The 18,923-nt window shown below is 71.2% G+C and carries 16 protein-coding genes, 1 pseudogene and 1 riboswitch; of the genes and pseudogenes, 9 read left to right on the top strand and 8 right to left on the bottom strand.

The window, feature by feature from the left end; all coding sequences use genetic code 11:
• Window positions 1-44: 44 nt before the first annotated feature.
• The gene (locus tag H8R17_RS12800; RefSeq protein ID WP_187823312.1) at window positions 45-461 is read right to left on the bottom strand and encodes a cobalamin B12-binding domain-containing protein; all 417 of its coding nucleotides are present in this window, start codon (window positions 459-461) and stop codon (window positions 45-47) included.
• 445 nt (window positions 462-906) lie between these two features.
• Here H8R17_RS12800 and H8R17_RS12795 point away from each other — a divergent pair, with 445 nt between their 5' ends.
• Window positions 907-1,779 carry a triacylglycerol lipase gene (locus tag H8R17_RS12795; RefSeq protein WP_187823286.1) on the top strand — a complete coding sequence of 291 codons (873 nt, stop codon included), beginning with the start codon at window positions 907-909 and terminating at the stop codon, window positions 1,777-1,779.
• Window positions 1,780-2,203: 424 nt separating this feature from the next.
• A complete protein-coding gene (locus tag H8R17_RS12790; protein WP_316959385.1) occupies window positions 2,204-3,685 on the top strand; it encodes a M23 family metallopeptidase in 1,482 nt (493 codons plus the stop codon).
• 132 nt (window positions 3,686-3,817) lie between these two features.
• On the opposite strand, the gene pcrA is transcribed toward H8R17_RS12790, so the two are convergent.
• Both pcrA and H8R17_RS12780 read right to left on the bottom strand, forming a co-directional pair.
• Entirely contained in the window at window positions 3,818-6,301 is a 2,484-nt protein-coding gene (pcrA, locus tag H8R17_RS12785; protein WP_187823284.1) for a DNA helicase PcrA, read from the bottom strand.
• A 12-nt stretch (window positions 6,302-6,313) separates the two neighbouring features.
• The gene (locus tag H8R17_RS12780) at window positions 6,314-6,703 is read right to left on the bottom strand and encodes a hypothetical protein (protein WP_187823283.1); all 390 of its coding nucleotides are present in this window, start codon (window positions 6,701-6,703) and stop codon (window positions 6,314-6,316) included.
• Between the two features lie 192 nt (window positions 6,704-6,895).
• Window positions 6,896-7,067: riboswitch (cyclic di-AMP (ydaO/yuaA leader) on the top strand.
• Window positions 7,068-7,074: 7 nt separating this feature from the next.
• On the opposite strand from H8R17_RS12780, the gene H8R17_RS12775 reads away from it, so the two are divergent.
• Window positions 7,075-8,250 (top strand): C40 family peptidase, encoded by a 1,176-nt coding sequence (locus H8R17_RS12775; RefSeq protein ID WP_187823282.1) that lies wholly within the window; start codon window positions 7,075-7,077, stop codon window positions 8,248-8,250.
• Between the two features lie 40 nt (window positions 8,251-8,290).
• Here the strand turns inward: H8R17_RS12775 and H8R17_RS12770 are convergent, their stop codons facing one another.
• Window positions 8,291-8,644 (bottom strand): hypothetical protein, encoded by a 354-nt coding sequence (locus tag H8R17_RS12770; protein ID WP_187823281.1) that lies wholly within the window; start codon window positions 8,642-8,644, stop codon window positions 8,291-8,293.
• Window positions 8,645-9,178: 534 nt separating this feature from the next.
• Between H8R17_RS12770 and H8R17_RS12765 the strand changes: the two genes are divergently transcribed.
• Window positions 9,179-10,243, top strand: a complete 1,065-nt coding sequence (locus H8R17_RS12765) for an NlpC/P60 family protein (protein ID WP_187823280.1) — start codon at window positions 9,179-9,181, stop codon at window positions 10,241-10,243.
• A 46-nt stretch (window positions 10,244-10,289) separates the two neighbouring features.
• On the opposite strand, the gene H8R17_RS12760 is transcribed toward H8R17_RS12765, so the two are convergent.
• Both H8R17_RS12760 and H8R17_RS12755 read right to left on the bottom strand, forming a co-directional pair.
• Window positions 10,290-11,042, bottom strand: coding sequence for a response regulator transcription factor (locus tag H8R17_RS12760; RefSeq protein ID WP_187823279.1), 753 nt, complete (start codon window positions 11,040-11,042; stop codon window positions 10,290-10,292).
• Window positions 11,039-12,328, bottom strand: coding sequence for an ATP-binding protein (locus H8R17_RS12755; RefSeq protein WP_187823278.1), 1,290 nt, complete (start codon window positions 12,326-12,328; stop codon window positions 11,039-11,041). Before H8R17_RS12755 ends, H8R17_RS12760 begins: the two co-directional genes overlap by 4 nt.
• 179 nt (window positions 12,329-12,507) lie before the next feature.
• On the opposite strand from H8R17_RS12755, the gene H8R17_RS12750 reads away from it, so the two are divergent.
• Both H8R17_RS12750 and H8R17_RS12745 read left to right on the top strand, forming a co-directional pair.
• Complete coding sequence (locus tag H8R17_RS12750) at window positions 12,508-13,923, top strand: PspC domain-containing protein (RefSeq protein ID WP_187823277.1); 1,416 nt, start codon at window positions 12,508-12,510, stop codon at window positions 13,921-13,923.
• On the top strand, window positions 13,910-14,158 hold the full coding sequence (locus tag H8R17_RS12745) for a hypothetical protein (protein ID WP_187823276.1): 249 nt from the start codon (window positions 13,910-13,912) through the stop codon (window positions 14,156-14,158). The genes H8R17_RS12750 and H8R17_RS12745 overlap by 14 nt, the downstream gene beginning before the upstream one ends.
• Window positions 14,159-14,161: 3 nt before the next feature.
• Here H8R17_RS12745 and H8R17_RS12740 read toward each other — a convergent pair whose 3' ends face one another.
• Window positions 14,162-14,686: a DoxX family protein gene (locus tag H8R17_RS12740; RefSeq protein WP_187823275.1), complete on the bottom strand. Its 525-nt coding sequence runs from the start codon at window positions 14,684-14,686 to the stop codon at window positions 14,162-14,164.
• A 1,255-nt stretch (window positions 14,687-15,941) separates the two neighbouring features.
• On the opposite strand from H8R17_RS12740, the gene H8R17_RS12735 reads away from it, so the two are divergent.
• Both H8R17_RS12735 and H8R17_RS12730 read left to right on the top strand, forming a co-directional pair.
• On the top strand, window positions 15,942-16,328 hold the full coding sequence (locus H8R17_RS12735) for a hypothetical protein (RefSeq protein ID WP_187823274.1): 387 nt from the start codon (window positions 15,942-15,944) through the stop codon (window positions 16,326-16,328).
• The gene (locus tag H8R17_RS12730; RefSeq protein WP_187823273.1) at window positions 16,325-16,702 is read left to right on the top strand and encodes a hypothetical protein; all 378 of its coding nucleotides are present in this window, start codon (window positions 16,325-16,327) and stop codon (window positions 16,700-16,702) included. The genes H8R17_RS12735 and H8R17_RS12730 overlap by 4 nt, the downstream gene beginning before the upstream one ends.
• A gap of 363 nt (window positions 16,703-17,065) precedes the next feature.
• Here H8R17_RS12730 and H8R17_RS12725 read toward each other — a convergent pair whose 3' ends face one another.
• A complete protein-coding gene (locus tag H8R17_RS12725; protein ID WP_187823272.1) occupies window positions 17,066-18,364 on the bottom strand; it encodes a hypothetical protein in 1,299 nt (432 codons plus the stop codon).
• A gap of 195 nt (window positions 18,365-18,559) precedes the next feature.
• Here H8R17_RS12725 and H8R17_RS12720 point away from each other — a divergent pair.
• Window positions 18,560-18,904 (top strand): annotated as a pseudogene (locus H8R17_RS12720) (DUF4429 domain-containing protein); the annotation flags it as partial.
• Between the last annotated feature and the right edge of the window lie 19 nt (window positions 18,905-18,923).

The following is an 18,923-nucleotide window of genomic DNA, read 5'->3' as shown; positions in this document are numbered from 1 at the left end:
AGCGGGTGGGAAACGCCCTGACGCGAACGCCCACAGACCCGCACCTAGGCCCCGGCCGGCTGCCGCACATTCTCCCGAACCCACTCCACGATCGACGCAGTCGTGGCCCCGGGCGTAAAGATCTCCGCAACCCCCTTCTCCTTCAGCGGAGCAATGTCCGCCTCAGGAATGATCCCGCCACCGAAGACCAGGATGTCCGCCGCATCCCGCTCCTTCAGCAACTCGATCACCGCCGCGAACAGCGTGTTGTGCGCACCGGAAAGGATGGACAGCCCGATCGCGTCGGCATCCTCCTGAATCGCGGTGTCGACGATCTGCTCGGGCGTCTGATGGAGCCCCGTGTAGATGACCTCCATACCGGCATCGCGCAGCGCCCGCGCGATCACCTTGGCCCCGCGATCGTGGCCGTCGAGCCCGGGCTTGGCCACCACCACGCGGATCGGACCGGCTGCCACACCCATCACTGCCTCCATGAAGCGACTACATCCATCCGTACCGACAAGTACCGCACACTTCGCTCGAGCCAACCGGGGAAGTGAACGAACGTTATCGCCAGCATCCCGCAGCCGGCCGTTTCGCGGTGCGGACCGAGGGGGAAATCACACGTGGGACACGTTCAGGGAGCCGCAACGAGGTCGCCGTACCGCCGCGCCGTCGGCAGCGCGCCGGGGCGGTACGGCACGTCGGTGGTGGCGCGCAGGGCACGTAGGGCAGGCAGGGCACGACAGCGCGGAGCCTCGTCGCCACACCGGCAGGGGTATCCGTCGCTTCACCGGCGCCACATGCGCCACACCCGCACCCGCTCCACACGCCCCGCCCGCAGCACGCCGGCCGCCTCGGCCGCGGCTTCCCACGAGGGCACACGGGGGCGGAGCCGTCCTCCGGCGTGCTGACAGGAGGTCGGCCATGAAGGTCACCGGGGCTTCTCTGCCCTTTCTTCCGCTCTGCCGACGCCTCCTGCCAAGCAGGCTGACCGGACTCTCCCTGGCCCTCCTGAAGGCATCCGCCCTGGAGATCGCGATCCTGGCCGGGCATCTCCTCCTCTATCCCTCCGGCATCACACAAGAACGCAAGGCCTCCGCCCTGCCGACCCCGGACTCCCCCGACGCACCGGAGACCGCCCAGTTGCCCACCGAGGCCAAACCCCCGGTCGTCCTGCTGCACGGCTTCATCGACAACCGGTCGGTCTTCGTGCTGCTGCGCCGCAGTCTCGCCCAGCACGGCAGGCAGCAGGTCGCGTCGCTCAACTACTCGCCACTGACCTGCGACATCCGCACCGCGGCCGAGCTACTCGGCCGGCACATAGAGGAGATCTGCGCCCGCACCGGCAGCAGGCAGGTCGACATCGTGGGGCACAGCCTCGGCGGCCTGATCGCGCGGTACTACGCGCAGCGGCTCGGCGGCGACATCCGCGTCCGCACGCTCGTGACGCTCGGCACCCCGCACTCGGGCACCCGGGTCGTCCCGCTGGCGAACGCCCACCCGATCGTGCGCCAGATGCGCCCCGACTCGCCGGTGATCGAGGAGCTTTCGCGGCCCGCACCCGGCTGCCGTACGCACTTCGTCAGTTTCTGGAGTGACCTGGACCACCTGATGGACCCGCTGGAGACGGCCTGCGTCGACCACCCGGACCTGAGCATGCAGAACATCCGGGTGAGCGGCATCGGCCATCTCGCCCTGCCCGTGCATCCGGCGGTCGCGGCGGGGATACGGCAGGCGCTGGACTCGGCACCGGCCGGCGCCGAAACCGACCACGCCGGTGGTCTGACGGTGGCCTAAGAGGGCGCCACGCCAGGGAACATCAGAGCGCCACGCCAGGGAACATCATGCGCCACGCCGGGCCATAACAGGACGCCACGCCGGGGCGCAACGGGCGCGGCGACTGGGGCGTAACGGGGCGCCGCCGCGGGGGCGCCCCGTGGCGAGGTGACGGCGCGCCCCCGCAGCACCCCCTCACCACCGCCCGAAATGGGTAGGCGCAACGGGCCCGGAACGCCCGGCGCACAGCGCCCGCACACCCAAACGGCGTCGAACAGACATCGAACAGAAGGCCAAGGCCGCGGGCCCTTCTCCGCCAAAACGCGGCCGAATGCCCGTTTCCCGCACGCGGGAAACCTGCCGAAGATTGTCGTGCCCGCATACCGCCGGGTACAGTCGCCGCACTGCTCTGGCAGCCCCTGTTGTCGAGGCGAAAGAGAAGTTGGTGAACGACCGTCACCCGTCGGGGACCATGACCACCCCGGCTCCGGCTTCCGACGCCGCTTCGACGCACTACACGTCGTACGGCACGCAGGAGGCCCAGTACGGCGACTTCACCACGTACGGCGGCTACGACGCCACCGGTTTCGGCACCGGCGGCCCCGCCACGACGACCTTCGCCGCCGATCCCCTCTTCGGCAGCCTCCCGGAAGACACCACCGGCGCCTACGACACCGCCCACTGGTCCACCGGCACCCACCAGGCCCTGCACTACGACGCGTACGCGGCCCAGCACCACGCCGCCTACGACAGCGGCGTTCACGACACGACCGCCTGGACCGACGGCTACCAGCACCTGGCCGCCATCCCGGCGCAGGCCACGGGCAGCGACACCAGCGGCCAGTGGGACGCCGGCGCCTGGCTGCAGCCCGACCAGTCGGGCAACCCGGCCGACCAGACCCAGCAGTGGGAGTGGGGCACCCAGGCCTTCGACACCGGTGCCTACGACGCCACGCAGTGGAACACCGACGGCGACACGTCGCCGGCCGACGACTACGAGCCACGTGGCGAAACCTTCGATCAGCAGGCGACGGCCACGTTCGAGCAGTTCTCGTACGACGAATCCGGCCACGGCGGCGTCGAGTTGCCCGCCCCCGGTGAACTGCCCGCCGGCACCTCGCTGCTCGACGGCCAGGAAGAGGCCACCCCGGCAGCCCGGGGCTCGCGCGCGGCCTCCCGGAGCGGGTCCCGTTCCCGCCGCCGCCCGCCCGCCAAGCGTTCCGCGCTGCTGACGATCGCCGTGCCCTCGGCGTGTGTGATGGGCGTGGCCGGGATCGCCGCGGCCTCGGTGGGCAGCCTGTCCGGCGGCGACGACAAGGAGACGTCGGCGACGACCAAGAACGCACAGCCGGTTCAGCCGTCCGCCGCCAACGACAAGCTGGACACCCAACTCCAGAGCCTCGCGGCGGGCGCCGACGACTTCGCCGACCGGGCCAGCCGCACCCAGGAGCGCATCGACCTCAAGGCCCAGCAGGCGGCCGAGAAGAAGCGGGCGGCACTGGAGGCAGCCCGCAAGGAACGGCTGCGCCCGAAGTTCGCGCTACCGGTCGCCGAACACGGACTCAGCGCCTATTACGGCCAGTCCGGCATCAACTGGATGTCCCTGCACACCGGCATCGACTTTCCCGTCACATACGGCACGCCCGTGATGGCAGCGACCGACGGTGTCGTGCGCACGCAGTGGAACAGCGCCTACGGCAACATGATGATCGTGACCGCGAAGGACGGCACGGAGACGTGGTACTGCCACCTCTCCAACTACACCGTCCCGTCCGGTACGGCGGTGAAGGCCGGTCAGCCGATCGCGCACTCCGGCAACTCCGGCAACTCCACCGGCCCGCACCTGCACTTCGAGGTCCGGCCGGCCGGGGGGTCGGCCATCGACCCACTGCCGTGGCTGCGGAGCCATGGGTTGGACCCGACGTAAGCCCTGACCGTTGGCGGTGAGTGAACCGTGCGTTGCGGTTCAGGTCTGGGGGCTGCCGCCCCCCAAACCCCCCGCTTCGGCCTGGACGGCCCTCCGCTCAAACGCCGGACGGGCTTCTTTTCCACCCGGCGTTCACAGCTTCTCGACCGGTGCGTACCGCAACAGCAGGCGCTTCGGCTTGGCCTCGCCGAAGTCGATCGTCGCCTCCGCATTCGCGCCCGTGCCCTTCACCGCGACCACCGTGCCGAGCCCGAACTGGTCGTGCGTGACCCGGTCGCCGACCGCCAGTGACACCACCGGCTTCTCGGAGGCGCGGCGCGTGGCGAACCCGGAGGCGCCCGAGGCCGAGGAGCGGGAGCGGGACGAGGACAGCGAGGCCGCCACGCCCGAGACCGGCCCGGAGGAGGGGGGTGCACCGGCTCCCGTCCGCTTCCACTCGACGTGAGCGGGCGGGATCTCCTCCAGGAAGCGGGAGGGCGGGTTGTACGACGGCTGCCCCCACGCGCTGCGCATGGTGGACCGGGTCAGATACAGCCGCTCCCGCGCGCGTGTGATGCCGACGTAGGCCAGGCGCCGCTCCTCCTCCAGCTCCTTGGTCTGGCCGAGGGCGCGCATGTGCGGGAAGACGCCGTCCTCCATGCCGGTCACGAACACGACCGGGAACTCCAGGCCCTTGGCGGTGTGCAGGGTCATCAGCGTGATGACGCCGGAGCCGTCCTCCTCCTCGTCGGGGATCTGGTCGGAGTCGGCGACCAGCGCGACCTGTTCGAGGAAGTCGGCCAGGGTGCCCTGTTCGCCCTCGCCGCGCTCCTGCTCGAACTCCATGGCCACGGCGGCGAGTTCCTGGAGGTTCTCGATGCGGGTCTCGTCCTGCGGGTCGGTGGAGGCCTGCAACTCGGCGAGGTAGCCGGTGCGTTCGAGGATCGCCTCCAGCACGGTGGCCGGTCCGGCGCCGGAGTCGACGATCGTACGGAGGTCCTCCATCAGCGTGTTGAACCGCTTGACGGCGTTGGTGGAGCGCGCGGCCATGCCGTACGCATCGTCCACGCGCCGCAGCGCCTGCGGGAAGCTGATCTTCTCGCGCTGGGCGAGGGCGTCGATCATGGCCTCGGCGCGGTCGCCGATGCCCCGCTTGGGGACGTTGAGGATGCGGCGCAGCGGCACCGAGTCCTCGGGGTTGGCCAGCACGCGCAGGTAGGCCAGGACGTCCCGGACCTCCTTGCGCTCGTAGAAGCGGACGCCGCCGACGACCTTGTAGGGCAGGCCGACGCGGATGAAGACCTCCTCGAAGACACGGGACTGGGCGTTGGTGCGGTAGAAGACGGCGACGTCGCCCGCCTTCGCCTCGCCCGCGTCCGTGAGGCGGTCTATCTCGTCGGCGACGAACTGCGCCTCGTCGTGCTCGGTGTCGGCGACGTACCCGGTGATCGTGGCGCCCGCGCCCGCGTTGGTCCACAGGTTCTTGGGGCGGCGGGACTCGTTGCGCTCGATGACCGCGTTGGCGGCGGAGAGGATCGTCTGCGTCGAGCGGTAGTTCTGCTCCAGCAGGATCGTCGTCGCGTCCGGGTAGTCCTCCTCGAACTGGAGGATGTTGCGGATCGTGGCGCCGCGGAAGGCGTAGATCGACTGGTCGGCGTCGCCCACCACGCACAGCTCGGCGGGCGGGATGTCGTCCTCGTTCGGCGGGACGTCCTCGTCGTGCGCGCCCGTGCCGACGAGTTCCCGGACCAGGGCGTACTGGGCGTGGTTGGTGTCCTGGTACTCGTCCACGAGCACGTGGCGGAAGCGGCGGCGGTAGTGCTCGGCAACGTCCGGGAAGGCGCGCAGCAGGTTGACCGTCGTCATGATCAGGTCGTCGAAGTCGAGGGCGTTCGCCTCGCGCAGCCGCGACTGGTACAGGGCGTAGGCCTGGGCGAGGGTCTTCTCGAAGCCGTCGGAGGCCTGGGCGGCGAAGTCCTCCTCGTCGATCAGCTCGTTCTTGAGGTTGCTGATCTTGGCGCTGAAGGACTTGGGCGGGAAGCGCTTTGGGTCGAGGTCCAGATCGCGGCAGACCAGGGCCATCAGGCGCTTGGAGTCGGCGGCGTCGTAGATCGAGAACGAGGAGGTGAAGCCGAGCTTCTTGCTCTCCCGTCGCAGGATGCGCACGCACGCGCTGTGGAAGGTCATCACCCACATCGCGTTCGCGCGCGGACCGACGAGCTGCTCGACGCGCTCCTTCATCTCGCCCGCGGCCTTGTTGGTGAAGGTGATCGCGAGGATCTGGCCCGGGTGGACGCCCCGCTCGGCCAGGAGGTGGGCGATGCGGTGCGTGAGCACACGCGTCTTGCCGGAGCCGGCGCCGGCCACGATGAGCAGCGGGGAGCCGGAGTGCACGACGGCGGCGCGCTGGTTGTCGTTCAGCCCCTCCAGGAGCGCGGCGGCGTCCACCGGCGGGCGGGGGGCACCGTCCCGGTAGTACGCGTCCCGGTCCGGCGGCAGGTCGAACTTCCCGTCGAACAGATCGTCCGGAATCGACTCCGGTACGTGATCGTCCTCGGGCGGCGGCGGGGGCTCTTCCGCCGGGCCCCGCTGGGCCTGGAGGTTCGCCAGGAAGCTGTCATCAAAGAGGCTGCTCATCGCTCTCCGAGTCTAGGGCGCCCCACTGACAGCCCGCCGCCACCCCGAGACAATCGCCGGAATCACCGCCCTCAGGGCCGACCTGCCGCCCACCCGCGCGGTGGGCCGCTCGGGCTCGCCGTTCAGCTCACCGACGTAGGGCCTGCCATCGGAGCCGAGGGCGGGCGAGGTGGTTCGGGGAGGTGTCCGGCTGCCCGCGCACCACCCGGTGTGCTTCCACGCGCCTCCGTCCCAGTCGATCTTCGTGACCGTGTAGGTCAGGCCGAGTCCTTGAGCCCCGTTCCGACGCCCTTCGGGCCGCCGCGGCCCCGCCGCGGCGACGTGCAGCTGTCGATGGTCGTAGGAGAGCCGGCGCGGATTGTCGATCACGCCGAAGCGTGGCTGGCTGGAAGCTGTCGCCACGAAGCGGGCGGACGTGCTTATTCAGGGTATACCGCCATCTTTCACTACGAATAGGCAATCCTGAGCGACCTCTTGGGCTAAGGTCACGAAAATGTATCGGGCATATCGCTCACCAACCTTCACAGGCGCCACACGAATTGGCTACCGTGCCGAGCGGGCCGTACGACCTCCACCGGCGAACGTCGCCGGGTCGCGCGGCTTCCGTCGAGTCCGGCGTGCCAGCGGCAGCCGGAGCCGGGGACCCAACAGAAACCATGGGGTGAATCGGCCCGACTCCCTCACGGGACAGGGGCCGTAGGGCAACCCTTCCGAACCACCCGCCCGAACCCGACAGCTAACCCGGTAGGCGGTACACGGAAGGAGTCGCCTCCTTGGCGTCGCACCGCAAGTCGCGTCCCGCCGGAACGCGCGTAGCAGGCATACGGACCCCCGCCCTCGCGACGGCGGCCCTCACCTCCGTGGCCCTGCTGTCCCAGACGGCCAACGCCGCACCCCCGGACGACCGGCCGAGCCTGGAGGAGGTCGAGAAGAAGGTCGACGACCTCTACCGCCAGGCGGAGTCGGCGACCGACAAGTACAACGCGGCCAAGGAGAAGACCGCCACGCAGCGCAAGCGCGTCGACACCCTCCTCGACGACGTCGCCCAGCGCACCCAGCAGCTCAACGAGGCGCGGGATGAGCTGGGTTCCTTCGCCGCCGCCCAGTACCGCAACGGCGCCACCCTCCCGGCCACGGCGACCTTCCTGCTCGCGGACTCGCCACAGGACTACTTCGACCAGAACCAGCTGACGGACCGGCTGACCGGCCGCCAGAAGGAAGCGGTCGACGACTACGTCACGCAGCAGTCCGAGACGATGCAGAAGCGGCGGGAGGCCACCGAGAGTCTCCGGTCGCTCACCGAGTCGCAGAGCGACCTGAAGACGGCCAAAGCCACCGTCCAGCGGAAGCTCGCCGACGCGCGCGAACTGCTGTCGCAGCTGACCGCCGAGGAGAAGGCGCGGCTCGCGGCGATCGAGAAGAAGAAGCAGCAGGAGGCCGCCCGCAAGGCCGCCGAGCTGGCCCGGCAGCAGCAGGCCGAGCAGGAGCGGCAGGCCCGGGAGGAGGCCGCCCGGCAGCAGGAGAGCGGCAACGCGTCGGGCTCCACCACCGCCCCGGAGACCAGCGCCCCCGCCACCGACTCCTCCTACGCCGCCAAGGCCGAGAAGGCGATCGCCTTCGCCCGCGCGCAGATGGGCAAGCCGTACGTGTGGGGCGCCATAGGTCCCGGCTCCTACGACTGCTCCGGCCTCACCCAGGCCGCCTGGAAGGCCGCCGGCGTGTCCCTGCCGCGCACCACCTACGACCAGGTCGACGCCGGCACCACCGTCCCGCTCACCCAGGCGCAGCCCGGCGACCTCGTGTTCTTCTACGACGACATCAGCCACGTCGGCCTCTACATCGGCAACGGCATGATGATCCACGCCCCGAAGCCGGGCGCCTACGTGCGCGAGGAGTCGATCTACTACGACGGAGAGTCGTCGATCCACAGCGTGGTGCGCCCGGCCTGACACGCACCGCCGGCGGCGGGAGCGGACCGGGCGACGGACGTCAGGTCCACAGCACCGCGATGAAGATGTTCGCCGTGGTCAGCAGGCCCACCGTGCCGAACAGGCCCTTGTCCACCTGCTCGTCGTCCCGCTTCACATAGACCAGGCCGAGGATCACGACCAGCAGCGCCAGCTTGACGCCGATCTTGATGTTGTTCACCGACTGGTCGTCGGCCTGGTTGAGGCCGACCAGGACCGCTCCGGTGACCAGCATCGTCAGCGCGCCGTGCAGCATGGCCGGGGTGAAGCGGGCGGTGCCCTGGCCCATCGCCTTCATCTGGGTGAGGAAGCCGCCGAGGAGCGAGGCGATGCCGATGATGTGCAGGCCGACGAAGAGGTGGATGAGTACGTCCATGGGGCCGGAGCCTAATCAGGGGCGCGGGCGCCCTCCGACACCGGGCCCGCCGCATTCCGTCACCAGGCCTGTCGCGACCGGGTGCCACACCCGGCCCAGCCCGGCACCACGCCCGCCCCCAGCCCGGCAACAGGCCGCCGCACCCCGTCACCGTGAGCGCTTGCATATATGCGCCCATAGCACTCCGTGACCGGCGAGGGGCGCGGAATCGTCACTTCGGTCAGCGCGCAGTGAGAAGGCGACGGCGCCCGGACGGGATTACGGTCGCACTCGGTCACCCGCCGGTCCCCTCGCGCCAGTTCCGCGCAACCCGTCACAGGCCCGCCCCGGCCAGGATTAGCGTCCTCCACCAGGTGACCGGCTCCCCACCGCCGCCCGGGCCAGGGGCGGCAGTCGGACACCACCGCCGAGAAGGTCCGGCGGCGGCCCGTTCCCCTGTCGGGCCGCCGCCGGACGCGTCAGCCGCCCCACGGTCCGCTTCCCGGGCGGCGTACGTACGCGCCGGGCGGTCGTACGAAAGGACGTGGAGCCCTGGTGGCAGCGCACCGCAAGCCCCGGCAACGCCCCGCGGGCACCAACACGGCCCGTACCGCCGTCACGATCGCCCTCGCGGGCGCGGCGAGCGCGACGGGCTTCGACGGGACCGGGCACGCCGAGCCGCAGCTGACACCGGCGCAGGTCAAGGCCAAGGTGGACCAGCTGTACCAGGAGGCGGAGGTCGCCACCGAGAAGTACAACGGCGCCAAAGAGAAGGCGGAGTCGGCCGGCAAGCGGCTGACGCGGCTGCAGGACGAGGCGGCCCGCAAGGAGGACCGGCTGAACTCGGCGCGGGACGCGCTCGGTTCGGTCGCGGCGGCGCAGTACCGCGGCGGCGGTCTCGACCCGGCCGTGCAGCTCGCGCTGTCCGACGACCCCGACCGGTACCTCGACGGCGCCGAGTTCGTCGAACGGGCCGGCAACAGACAACAGGCCGCCGTCGGGCGCGTGCGCAGGCAGCTGTGGGAGATCGAGCAGCTGCGCGGGGACGCGCACATCGAACTCGCCTCGCTGAAGTCACGGCAGGAGGCGCTGAACCGGCACAAGAACACGGTCACCGGGAAGCTCGGCGAGGCACGGCGGCTGCTGTCGCGGCTGACCGCGCAGGAGCGCGCCCGGCTCGACGAGGGCGCGGGCACGGGCCGTGCGTCCCGGTCGGCGGGCGCGCGGGACGGCCTTGCGGCACCCCGGTCCGTCACGTCCCGGGCCCCCAACTCCCGTGCGGCGGACGCCGTCTCCTACGCCTACCAGAAGCTCGGCAACCCCTACGTGTGGGGCGCGACCGGCCCGGACGCCTTCGACTGCTCGGGACTCGTCCAGGCCGCCTACCGCTCCGCGGGCGTCTCCCTGCCCCGCACGACGTACGCGCAGATCGACGCGGGCCGCCGCGTCTCCCGCTCCGAACTGCTCCCCGGCGACCTGGTGTTCTTCTACTCCGGCATCAGCCACGTGGGCATCTACGTCGGGAACGGAAGCATGATCCACGCCCCGAGGCCGGGCGCCCCGGTACGGTTGGCCCCGCTCGGCGAGATGCCGTACGCGGGGGCCACGCGGGTGGTGTGACGCGGCGCCCGGTCGCCGACGGCCCGTGGCCCGGTACCGGCCGGTGTCACACCAGCCGGCGTGCCGTGGCCCAGCGGGTCAGCTCGTGCCGGTTGGACAGCTGGAGCTTGCGCAGCACCGCCGAGACGTGGGACTCGACGGTCTTGACGGAGATGAACAACTGCTTGGCGATCTCCTTGTACGCATAGCCCCGGGCGATGAGCCGCAGCACCTCGCGCTCGCGCTGGGTGAGGCGGTCCAGGTCCTCGTCGACCGGCGGGGCGTCGGTGGAGGCGAAGGCGTCCAGGACGAAGCCGGCCAGGCGCGGGGAGAAGACCGCGTCGCCCTCCTGGACGCGGAAGATGGAGTCGACGAGGTCCGTGCCGGTGATCGTCTTGGTCACGTAGCCGCGGGCGCCGCCGCGGATCACACCGATCACGTCCTCCGCCGCGTCCGAGACGGACAGCGCGAGGAAGCGGACGGGCTGCTCGGCGTCGGACATCAACGGGGCGCAGCGGCGCAGCACTTCGACCCCGCCGCCGCCCGGCAGGTGCACGTCCAGGAGGACCACCTCGGGCCGGGTCGCGGTGATGACCGTGACCGCCTGGTCGACGTCCGCGGCCTCGCCGACCACCTCGACGCCGGTCTGCTCGGTCCGGCCGATCTCGGCCTGTACCCCCGTACGGAACATGCGATGGTCGTCGACGAGGACCACGCGCACGTGCCGCTGCCCCGCGCCGCCGGTCGGCTCCGCGGACTCGGCAGCCCCGGCGCCCTCGGCCGCTCCCGCCGTCCCGTTCGCCTCGGTCGGGTCGCTCATGACGTCTCCGCCCTCTCCATCTCCAGCTCGACCTCCGTGCCGCCGTCCGGCACCGCGCGCAGCCGCGCCGTACCGCCGTTGCGCTCCATGCGGCCGATGATCGATTCTCTGACACCCATGCGGTCGGCGGGTATCGAGTCGAGGTCGAAGCCTGGGCCGCGGTCCCGGACGGACACGAAGACCGTCTTTCCCTCGACCTCGGCGTAGACCTGGACGGCACCGCCCTCGCCACCGTACTTGGCCGCGTTCACCATCGCTTCGCGCGCCGCCTGCATCTGTGCGCCCGTCCCCTCGTCGAGCGGGCAGTCACCGACCACGACGACTTCGATGGGGACGCCGTGCTTGTCCTCGACCTCGGCGGCGTTGCGCCGCACGGCGTCGGCGAGGGTGGTGGGTTCGTCGGCCTCGTCCTTGCCGGTGCCCTCCGGTTTGTAGAGCCAGGTGCGCAGGTCACGCTCCTGGGCGCGGGCGAGGCGGCGCACCTCGCTCGCGTTCTCCGCGTTGCGCTGGATCAGGGTCAGGGTGTGCAGCACCGAGTCGTGGACGTGGGCGGCGACCTCCGCGCGCTCCTGGGCTCGGATGCGCATCAGGCGCTCCTCGGACAGGTCCTGGGTCATGCGCACGAGATACGGACCGGCGAGCAGCGTTATCCCGACGAGCACCGCGAGGGCCGCCTGCAGGACCGAGCCGAGGTGGGCGGCGGAGCCCTGCAGGACGAAGATGCCGGAGACACCGGCCGTCACCAGCAGCACGCCGCCCACGGACCGCAGCAGGGTGACCGTGCGCCGACGGCTGCCGACCTCGACCCAGCGGGCCCGGCGGGCGTTGTCCGCCTGGCGCCAGACTAGGGCGACGCCCGCGCCGACGAGCACGGTGGGCCAGAGGTAGGCCCGCACGCCGGTGCTGAGATCCACGCTGCCCACGAACACCATGGCCACGACGACCATGAGGAGCAGGGCGACGATCTGGCCCCGGTCCGGCTTGCGGGCGATGAGTCTGCGGCGGCCGTCCGGCGAGGTCTCGGTGCTGACCAGCGCGGGCGGCTTCTGCGCCTCGACGCCGCCGACGCCGAGCGGCACGAAGAACCAGAAGGCGGCGTACAGCAGCGCGCCGAGGCCGTTGGCCATGAACAGGCCGACGAAGACGAGCCGTACCCAGACGACGGGCAACCCGAGGTGCCCGGCGAGCCCCCGCGCCACGCCACCGAGCCAGCGTCCGTCGCTGCTGCGGTAGAGCTTGCGCGGCGGCCGCGGTTCGACGAGTGGCGCTGCTGCGGCTTCCGGCATGCCATCGATGTTCACACGCCGCGAGGGCCGGGGCATCAGGGTTGTCCCCCGAGACTCCCCTGATCTTCGGCGGCCGGATCCGTCGAACGGTTCCCCGGTCCCGGCTCAGGGGCGATATCAGGGTCCGGCCAGGGTCGTACCGACTGCCGCGACGCCGCCGCGCCCGTCACCATGGACACATGACAGATCACGAGCACGCCGCGACGGGTCCGGGACCCGGCTCCGGCCCGCGCCCCGCCGCGGGCGCCGGGCCGCAGGATGCCGCGCCCGCCGCGGCTCCGGACGCCGCGGGAAAGGCGACCGCCGTCGAGGCGGAGCAGCCGGGCGTGCCCGAGCCTCCCCACAAGTTCCGGCGGGACCGGCGGCACAAGGTGCTCGCCGGGGTGTGCGCCGGTCTGGGGCGGCAGTGCGACATGGATCCGGTGATCTTCCGGATCACGCTCGCCGTGCTCTCCGCGACCGGCGGCATCGGCCTCCTTTTCTATGGCTTCGCCTGGCTCCTCGTCCCGTTCGACGACGACGAGAACGAGGTGCGCAAGCTGCTGACCGGCCGGGTCGACGGCCAGGCGCTGACGGCCGTGCTGTTCGCGCTGGTCGGCTGCGGGGTGTTCCTGACGCTGATGAACAACGGCGGCGTGCTGACCTTCGCGGTCGTGCTGTCCCTGCTCCTGGCCGGCGCCGGGTACTGGTCGCGGCAGCGCGGCGCCCCCGGCCCCGACCCGCTCGCCGCCCAGGCCGTCGCCGACGCCCCGCCGGAGGCCCAGGCGCCGCCGGTGCCCGCCTCCTCCCCCTCCTGGTGGCGCGACCCCATAGTCAAGGACGGCACGCACTACGGCGGCACCGGCTATCTGTGGGGGCCGCGGGACTCCCGCGGCCGGGACATCGCGGCGGCGGTCAACATCAGCCTCGGCACCGGCCACGAGGACGTACGGGCCGCGCGTCCCCAGCCCCCGAAGCCCCGCGGGCCCCGCTGGATCGGCGGCTGGGTGTTCCTGCTCGCGCTGGCCGCGGGCGGCCTCGGCACGGGCCTGACATGGGAGGAGCACCCGCTGGGCACCAGCCTGCAGACCGGTCTGGCCTGCGCGCTGGCCGTCCTCGGCCTCGGCATAGCGGTCAGCGCGTTCCTCGGCCGCACGGGGGCGGGATCCATCTTCCTCGCGGTCGTCACGGCGGGACTGCTGGCCTGTGCGGCAGCGCTGCCCAAGGACATCGGCACGCACTGGACGGACACGACCTGGCGTCCGGCCGCGGTGGCGGACGTCCGGCCCGACTACGACGTGGGTACCGGCGTCGGCACCCTGGACCTGACCCGGCTGAAGGTCGCCGAGGGGCAGACGGTGACCACGCGGGCCGACGTCGGCATGGGACGGATAGAGGTGATCGTGCCCCGGGACGTGACCGTGCGGGTGAGCATCGACGTGGGCGTGGGCGACATCCAGCTGCCCGGCGACCACGAGAAGGACGTGGACGTGGCACCGGGCAAGCACAAGGAGATGACCCTGGCTCCGGCCGCGGGCGTCGAGAAGAGCGGCACACTCGACCTGGACCTCCAGGTCGGCGTGGGTCAGGCGGAGGTGAGCCGTGCTGCGTCATGAGTTCAGGCCCGGAAGGCTGGTCGCCGGTGCCTTCCTCACCCTCGCGGGCGTGATCTACGCCGGGGACGCGGGCGGCACCTGGGAGACGCCGTGGTTCGCGGTGATACCCCTCGTCGTGGTCGGCCTGTGCCTGGCGGGCGCGGTCGGCCTCCTGGACCTGGGCATACGCCGACGCCGTGGCGCGCGCCGTACGGCCACCGACGACGGTCCCGGCCAGGAAGCGACAGCCCCCTGAGGCTTACCGGTAGCCCCCGCGCCGTTGCCTGCGACGTGACCGTAGGGCGGCGTCCAGGGAGAGCAGGGGTGCGCCTGCGAGGACCAGCGGAATCCAGGCCATCAGGTAGGGGAGGTCATTGCCGTAGTAGTACGGGTCGGCGGCCCAGCTCACGGTCAGCCAGAGGCTGAGCGAGATCAGCGCGCCGCCGAGTGCGGCCAGGCGGGCGAGCAGGCCGATGAGGGTGCCGATGCCGACGGCGAGTTCGCCGAAGGCGATGGCATAGCCGAAGCCGACGGGATTCTTCAGGGAAAGGTCGACCAGGGCGGGGATGGCCGAGGAGTCGCGGACGCTGCGCATCATGTCGCCGATCGAGCCGGCACCGGAGTCCTTCATGAAGGCGCTGTCGGTGAGCTTGTCCAGCCCCGCGTAGATGAAGGTGACGCCGAGGAACACCCGGAGTGGAAGGAGGGCGAATCTGATGTCCTTCCAGTCCCGACCGCCATCGAGATGGGGGACGTGCGTGTCGCTCCGCATACTGTGAGTCATCACTACCAGCCGCCTCTCGCCCGTACCCAGACCCCCTCAACAGACCATACGTACGGCAATGAAGCCCCGCTCAACCCTGCGCGGACGGGTTTTTTCCTGTCGATTCGCCGGCAGTCACGAAGCTCTGCTCGCGCTGTCAGCCGGCCACGGTCTCGAGGAGGGAGTACGGCGCCCGGCCGCGCACCGCGAGAACCGCCGCCACCAGCAGCAGCGGGCCGGCGAGGTTTCACAGAAGTCCACGAACACCAGGTTGTCCTGGAAGATCGTGTGGTCGAACATGTACTCGGCTGCCTCGCCGAGGTTGGATCTGCAACTGCTGTCGCTGCTGGCCGACTTCGTGCTCACTGGCGGACCGGTATCGGAGCAGGAGCTCGCAGGGGTGTTCACGCGGCTGGCCCGGGAAGCGGCTCTTCCTCAGCCGCAAGGAAACGGCCGCGCTGGCTGTGCTCATCGCCTCGGAGCACGTGCTGAACTCCACCACGATCTCCGAGATGCCCGTGCCGGAGACGCTGCCCGGCACGGCGGAAGCGGGGACGCCGGTCTACCGGCTAGGGCTGGAGAAACGACGCCGTGCAGGTCACCGTGGCCGCTTATTCCGGCGCCGACTCCTCCGGGCGGATCATCAGCGAGGCTCTGCAGGCGACTTCACATGCCCGGGCCACGTTGGCGCTGCTCGGTGCGGACTCCGACCGGCTGCTGGTCTGGCACCAGACCACCGAGCACGAGCAACAGGCCTACCTCAAAGCTGTCCGGGTCGGCCCGTTCGGATTCGGCGTGGACGAACGCTCCGGTCGCGACTGGGCGCGGTCGGTCGTGCTGCGCGGTTCTCCGCTGAAGCGCATCCGCAAGACCGTGAACGTGCTGTACCGGCGCGAGCCTGGGCAGAACACCCAGGGACACGCACGACAGCGTCTACGTGCTCCCGGAGCCGCAAGTCCAGCAGGCGGCCGTGCCGGTGATCGCCGACGGGGCCCTGGACGCGGTGGCGGCTGCTCACCGCACTGTGTTCGCCGCCGCCTGACCGAGGAGTCCGGGGCAGGGGAGCGGGAGACGGCGACGGCGGGCTGCGCCGACTACGAGCACAGCCCATTCGGCCCGCCAGGCCAGACCTGCGTCGCCTCGTTCCTGCTGTGCACGGCCTGCCCGAACGCGCGGGTCACGCCCGCCCATCACCCTCGTCTGGCGCACCTGCACCAGGCGCTGGGCAACCTGCGCGGCACCGTGGAACCGGCCGTGTGGGACGCGGACTGGGCAGATGCCCACGCCCGGCTCACTGATCTACGCGACCGGGTCGGGGAGCCGGTTCTGGGATGCCGCGCTCGCCGCGGTCACCGACACCGACCGCGATGTCATCGATCAACTTCCACGGGGACTACGACTTGTGACCGCTCTGCCCTCCGAACTGCCGGCCCTGCCCGGATGGAGGACCCCGGTCATCGCGCCGTCTCTGATCCTCGCGCCCGGCCCCGTCCCGATCTCGATCTCGATCTCGATCTACGGCGACGACGTCTGGTCCCTTGCACCGTTGATCGCCAACCTCAGTGCGTCGCGGGTCGGCGTGGACTGGTCGAAGTTCCCGGACGCCTTCCAGGAAGAGATGCGTCTGGCGGCCTGGATGATGATCAATACGGCGTTGCGGTGACCTGCCTGTGGGCGTTCGACGCCGCGAGCGCCCACCCGGCCGGCCTGGTGATGCCTCTGACACCGGTACGGCGTCGACGACTACCTCCCCCTGCCACGCCTGGCCCCGGGGAGAACAGCCGCGAGCCGATCGATCCGGCCACCATGGGGCCGTTGCTGATCTGGGCGCTGCGAGTGGTCGACGACTTCGCCGACGACATCGTGTCCGACTGGACGGAGATGCAACGCCTGACCGAGCAAGCCGAACAGACCGTCGGCACATGGGAGTCCATGGGGTGGTTGAGGACCTATCTGGATCAGCTCGTGGAACGCGGTGCACCCGTACCACCCGATGACACAAGGGCGAACACCAGATCAGCAACACGCAGAACTTGACAGAGAAAGCACCATCGCCGACTTCACGGCCGACGTCTCAGTTCCGCAGGCGCACCCCCACGCACCCCCGGTCGCCGGCGGCGGGAAGGGGACGTGTCGGGGGTGTCCGCCCGCAGCGGCCGGCGGCAACACACGACCACCCCCCGTAGCCGAGAGCCGACCACATCGCCGGACCGAGGACGAACACCCCCCGGCGCGGCCCCGACCCACAACCCCACCGCAGGCGCTACGCGCACCCCCACCCCACCCGCACAGGCCGCCGCAGGCATACAACACAACCCGCGGACGAAAACCCGGAGAACCCTGAGAACCCCGAGAACCCCGAGAACCCGAACAACTCGAGCAACCCGGAGAACCGGACCGTCACTCCGTCACATCGATCGCATACCGGTTCGTCTCGACCCCCGCCGCCGTCACCACCTGCACCTCCACCCGCCCCGGCTCCACATCCGCCGGCACCGGCACCGTCAGCACCGTGTCCGTCGGGTTGCTGAAACCGCCGGTCACCGGAACGAGCGGCACGTGAACGTGCACCGGCCCGACGCGGACGACCATCCGCGAGAGCCGGTCGGCGCGATGCGCACCCGGCGGCACGAACCCGGCACCCCGGATCTCGATGTCGTCGCCGGTGCGGATCGGCGCGTCCAGGTCACCGGCCTCCCGCGCCCGCACCACGGACAGGATCACCGGCCGCCCGCCCTCCGCGTACTTGCCGGCGAGATACGTCGCCGCCGACACCAGCACCACCACCGCCAGCCCCCACGGCAGATCCGGCAGCTGATCCGTCCGCCGGGCCAACCGCACCGCCGCGAACGCCAGAGCGACCGCACTGATCACGACATACTGAATATCCGCGAACGTCCCCCGCCCCGAGTCGTCGGTCAGCAGATCGGCCGCCCGAGGCCGCTCCGCCCGTACCTTCTGCAGCCGCTGGGACAGCACCCGCAGCCCCACCACCCGCCGCACCAGCACAGCGATCCCGCACACCACCGCGAGCACGGTCACGACACCGGCCCCCCGAGCCAGCTCAAGACCGGCGATCAGCGCGTCGCGCTCCCCGTGCCGAGAGGCCGCCGCCAGCCGCCCCACCAGCACGAGCACCGCGTACGCGACGAACAGCACCCACACCGCCGCCACCGTCCGCGACGTGGACAGCCGGTTGTCCTCACCGATCACCGGCGCGAGCACCCCGCCCCGCGCCCGGTGGAACCACGACGCCACGGTCAGCGCACCGGCGACCACCACCGCGGCCACCAGCCCGGCGGTCCGCCCCGCCGTCCATCCGGCACCGACCGCGGTGAGCGCCTGCACGAGCAACAGCACCACCACGGTCGCCCACGCCACGCACGCCGTCCACCGCCACAGCCCGGCCAGCCACGCCTCCCCCTCGGCCCGGCCGCGCTCGGCGACGAGTTCCGCGGACTGGGTCAGCTCCTCCGAGACCCACTGCCGGGAGGCCGACGCGGAGTGCGCCACCGCGGCCGGCAGCCCCTGCCCGGCCGCGAACTCGTCCCGCTGGAGCAGAAACGCGGCGACCGCCCGCCGGTGCCCCGCCCGCGCCCCGTGCGGACAGTCCCCGCAGGTGCAGCCACCCCCGTGCACGCCTGCCCGCACGGAGTCATGCGCACCCGCGCCGCCCTGCCTCGCCTCCTGCACCGCCACGCCCGACGCCCGCCTTCCGCACGACCGAACCACCGGCGGCCCGCGACACACGGCACCGCCGCCGTACAACTCCCGTGTGACGAAAGCGAATTGTGCCCTACGCCACGCGCCCGGAATCCAGCAGGTCGGGTCCGTACCGCTGCCGTGCGGGTGAACTCCGGATCGCCGTGTTGACCTGGCTGCGAGAATTCCCTTATGGCCGAGATCATCCAGCGCGACGGGACCTGGGCCTTCGACGGCAGCACGGTCCGGATCACGCCGGGCCTGCACCGCACCGTACCGCTGTTCCGGCAGACGTATGGGGAGATCGCCGTGCCACTGGAGGCCGTCTCCGGTGTCGTCTTCGAACCCGAACGCAAGCGCGGACGGCCTCGAGCCCGGCGAGTACGCCGACCGCCCGCAGCGGGCCGCCGCGGTGCCGCCCCCCGCCGACCATCACGACGTACTGTTGCGCGCCTGCGCGAGTTGGGCGAGCTGCACCGGTCGGGGGTGCTCACGGACGAGGAGTTCGCGATGACGAAGGCAGCCGTCCTACGGGGTTTCTGACACCGCCCGCCGA

It is taken from the genome of Streptomyces sp. TRM68367 (assembly GCF_014495685.1).
Taxonomy (GTDB): domain Bacteria; phylum Actinomycetota; class Actinomycetes; order Streptomycetales; family Streptomycetaceae; genus Streptomyces.
This window is presented reverse-complemented; position numbering and strand designations above follow the sequence as displayed.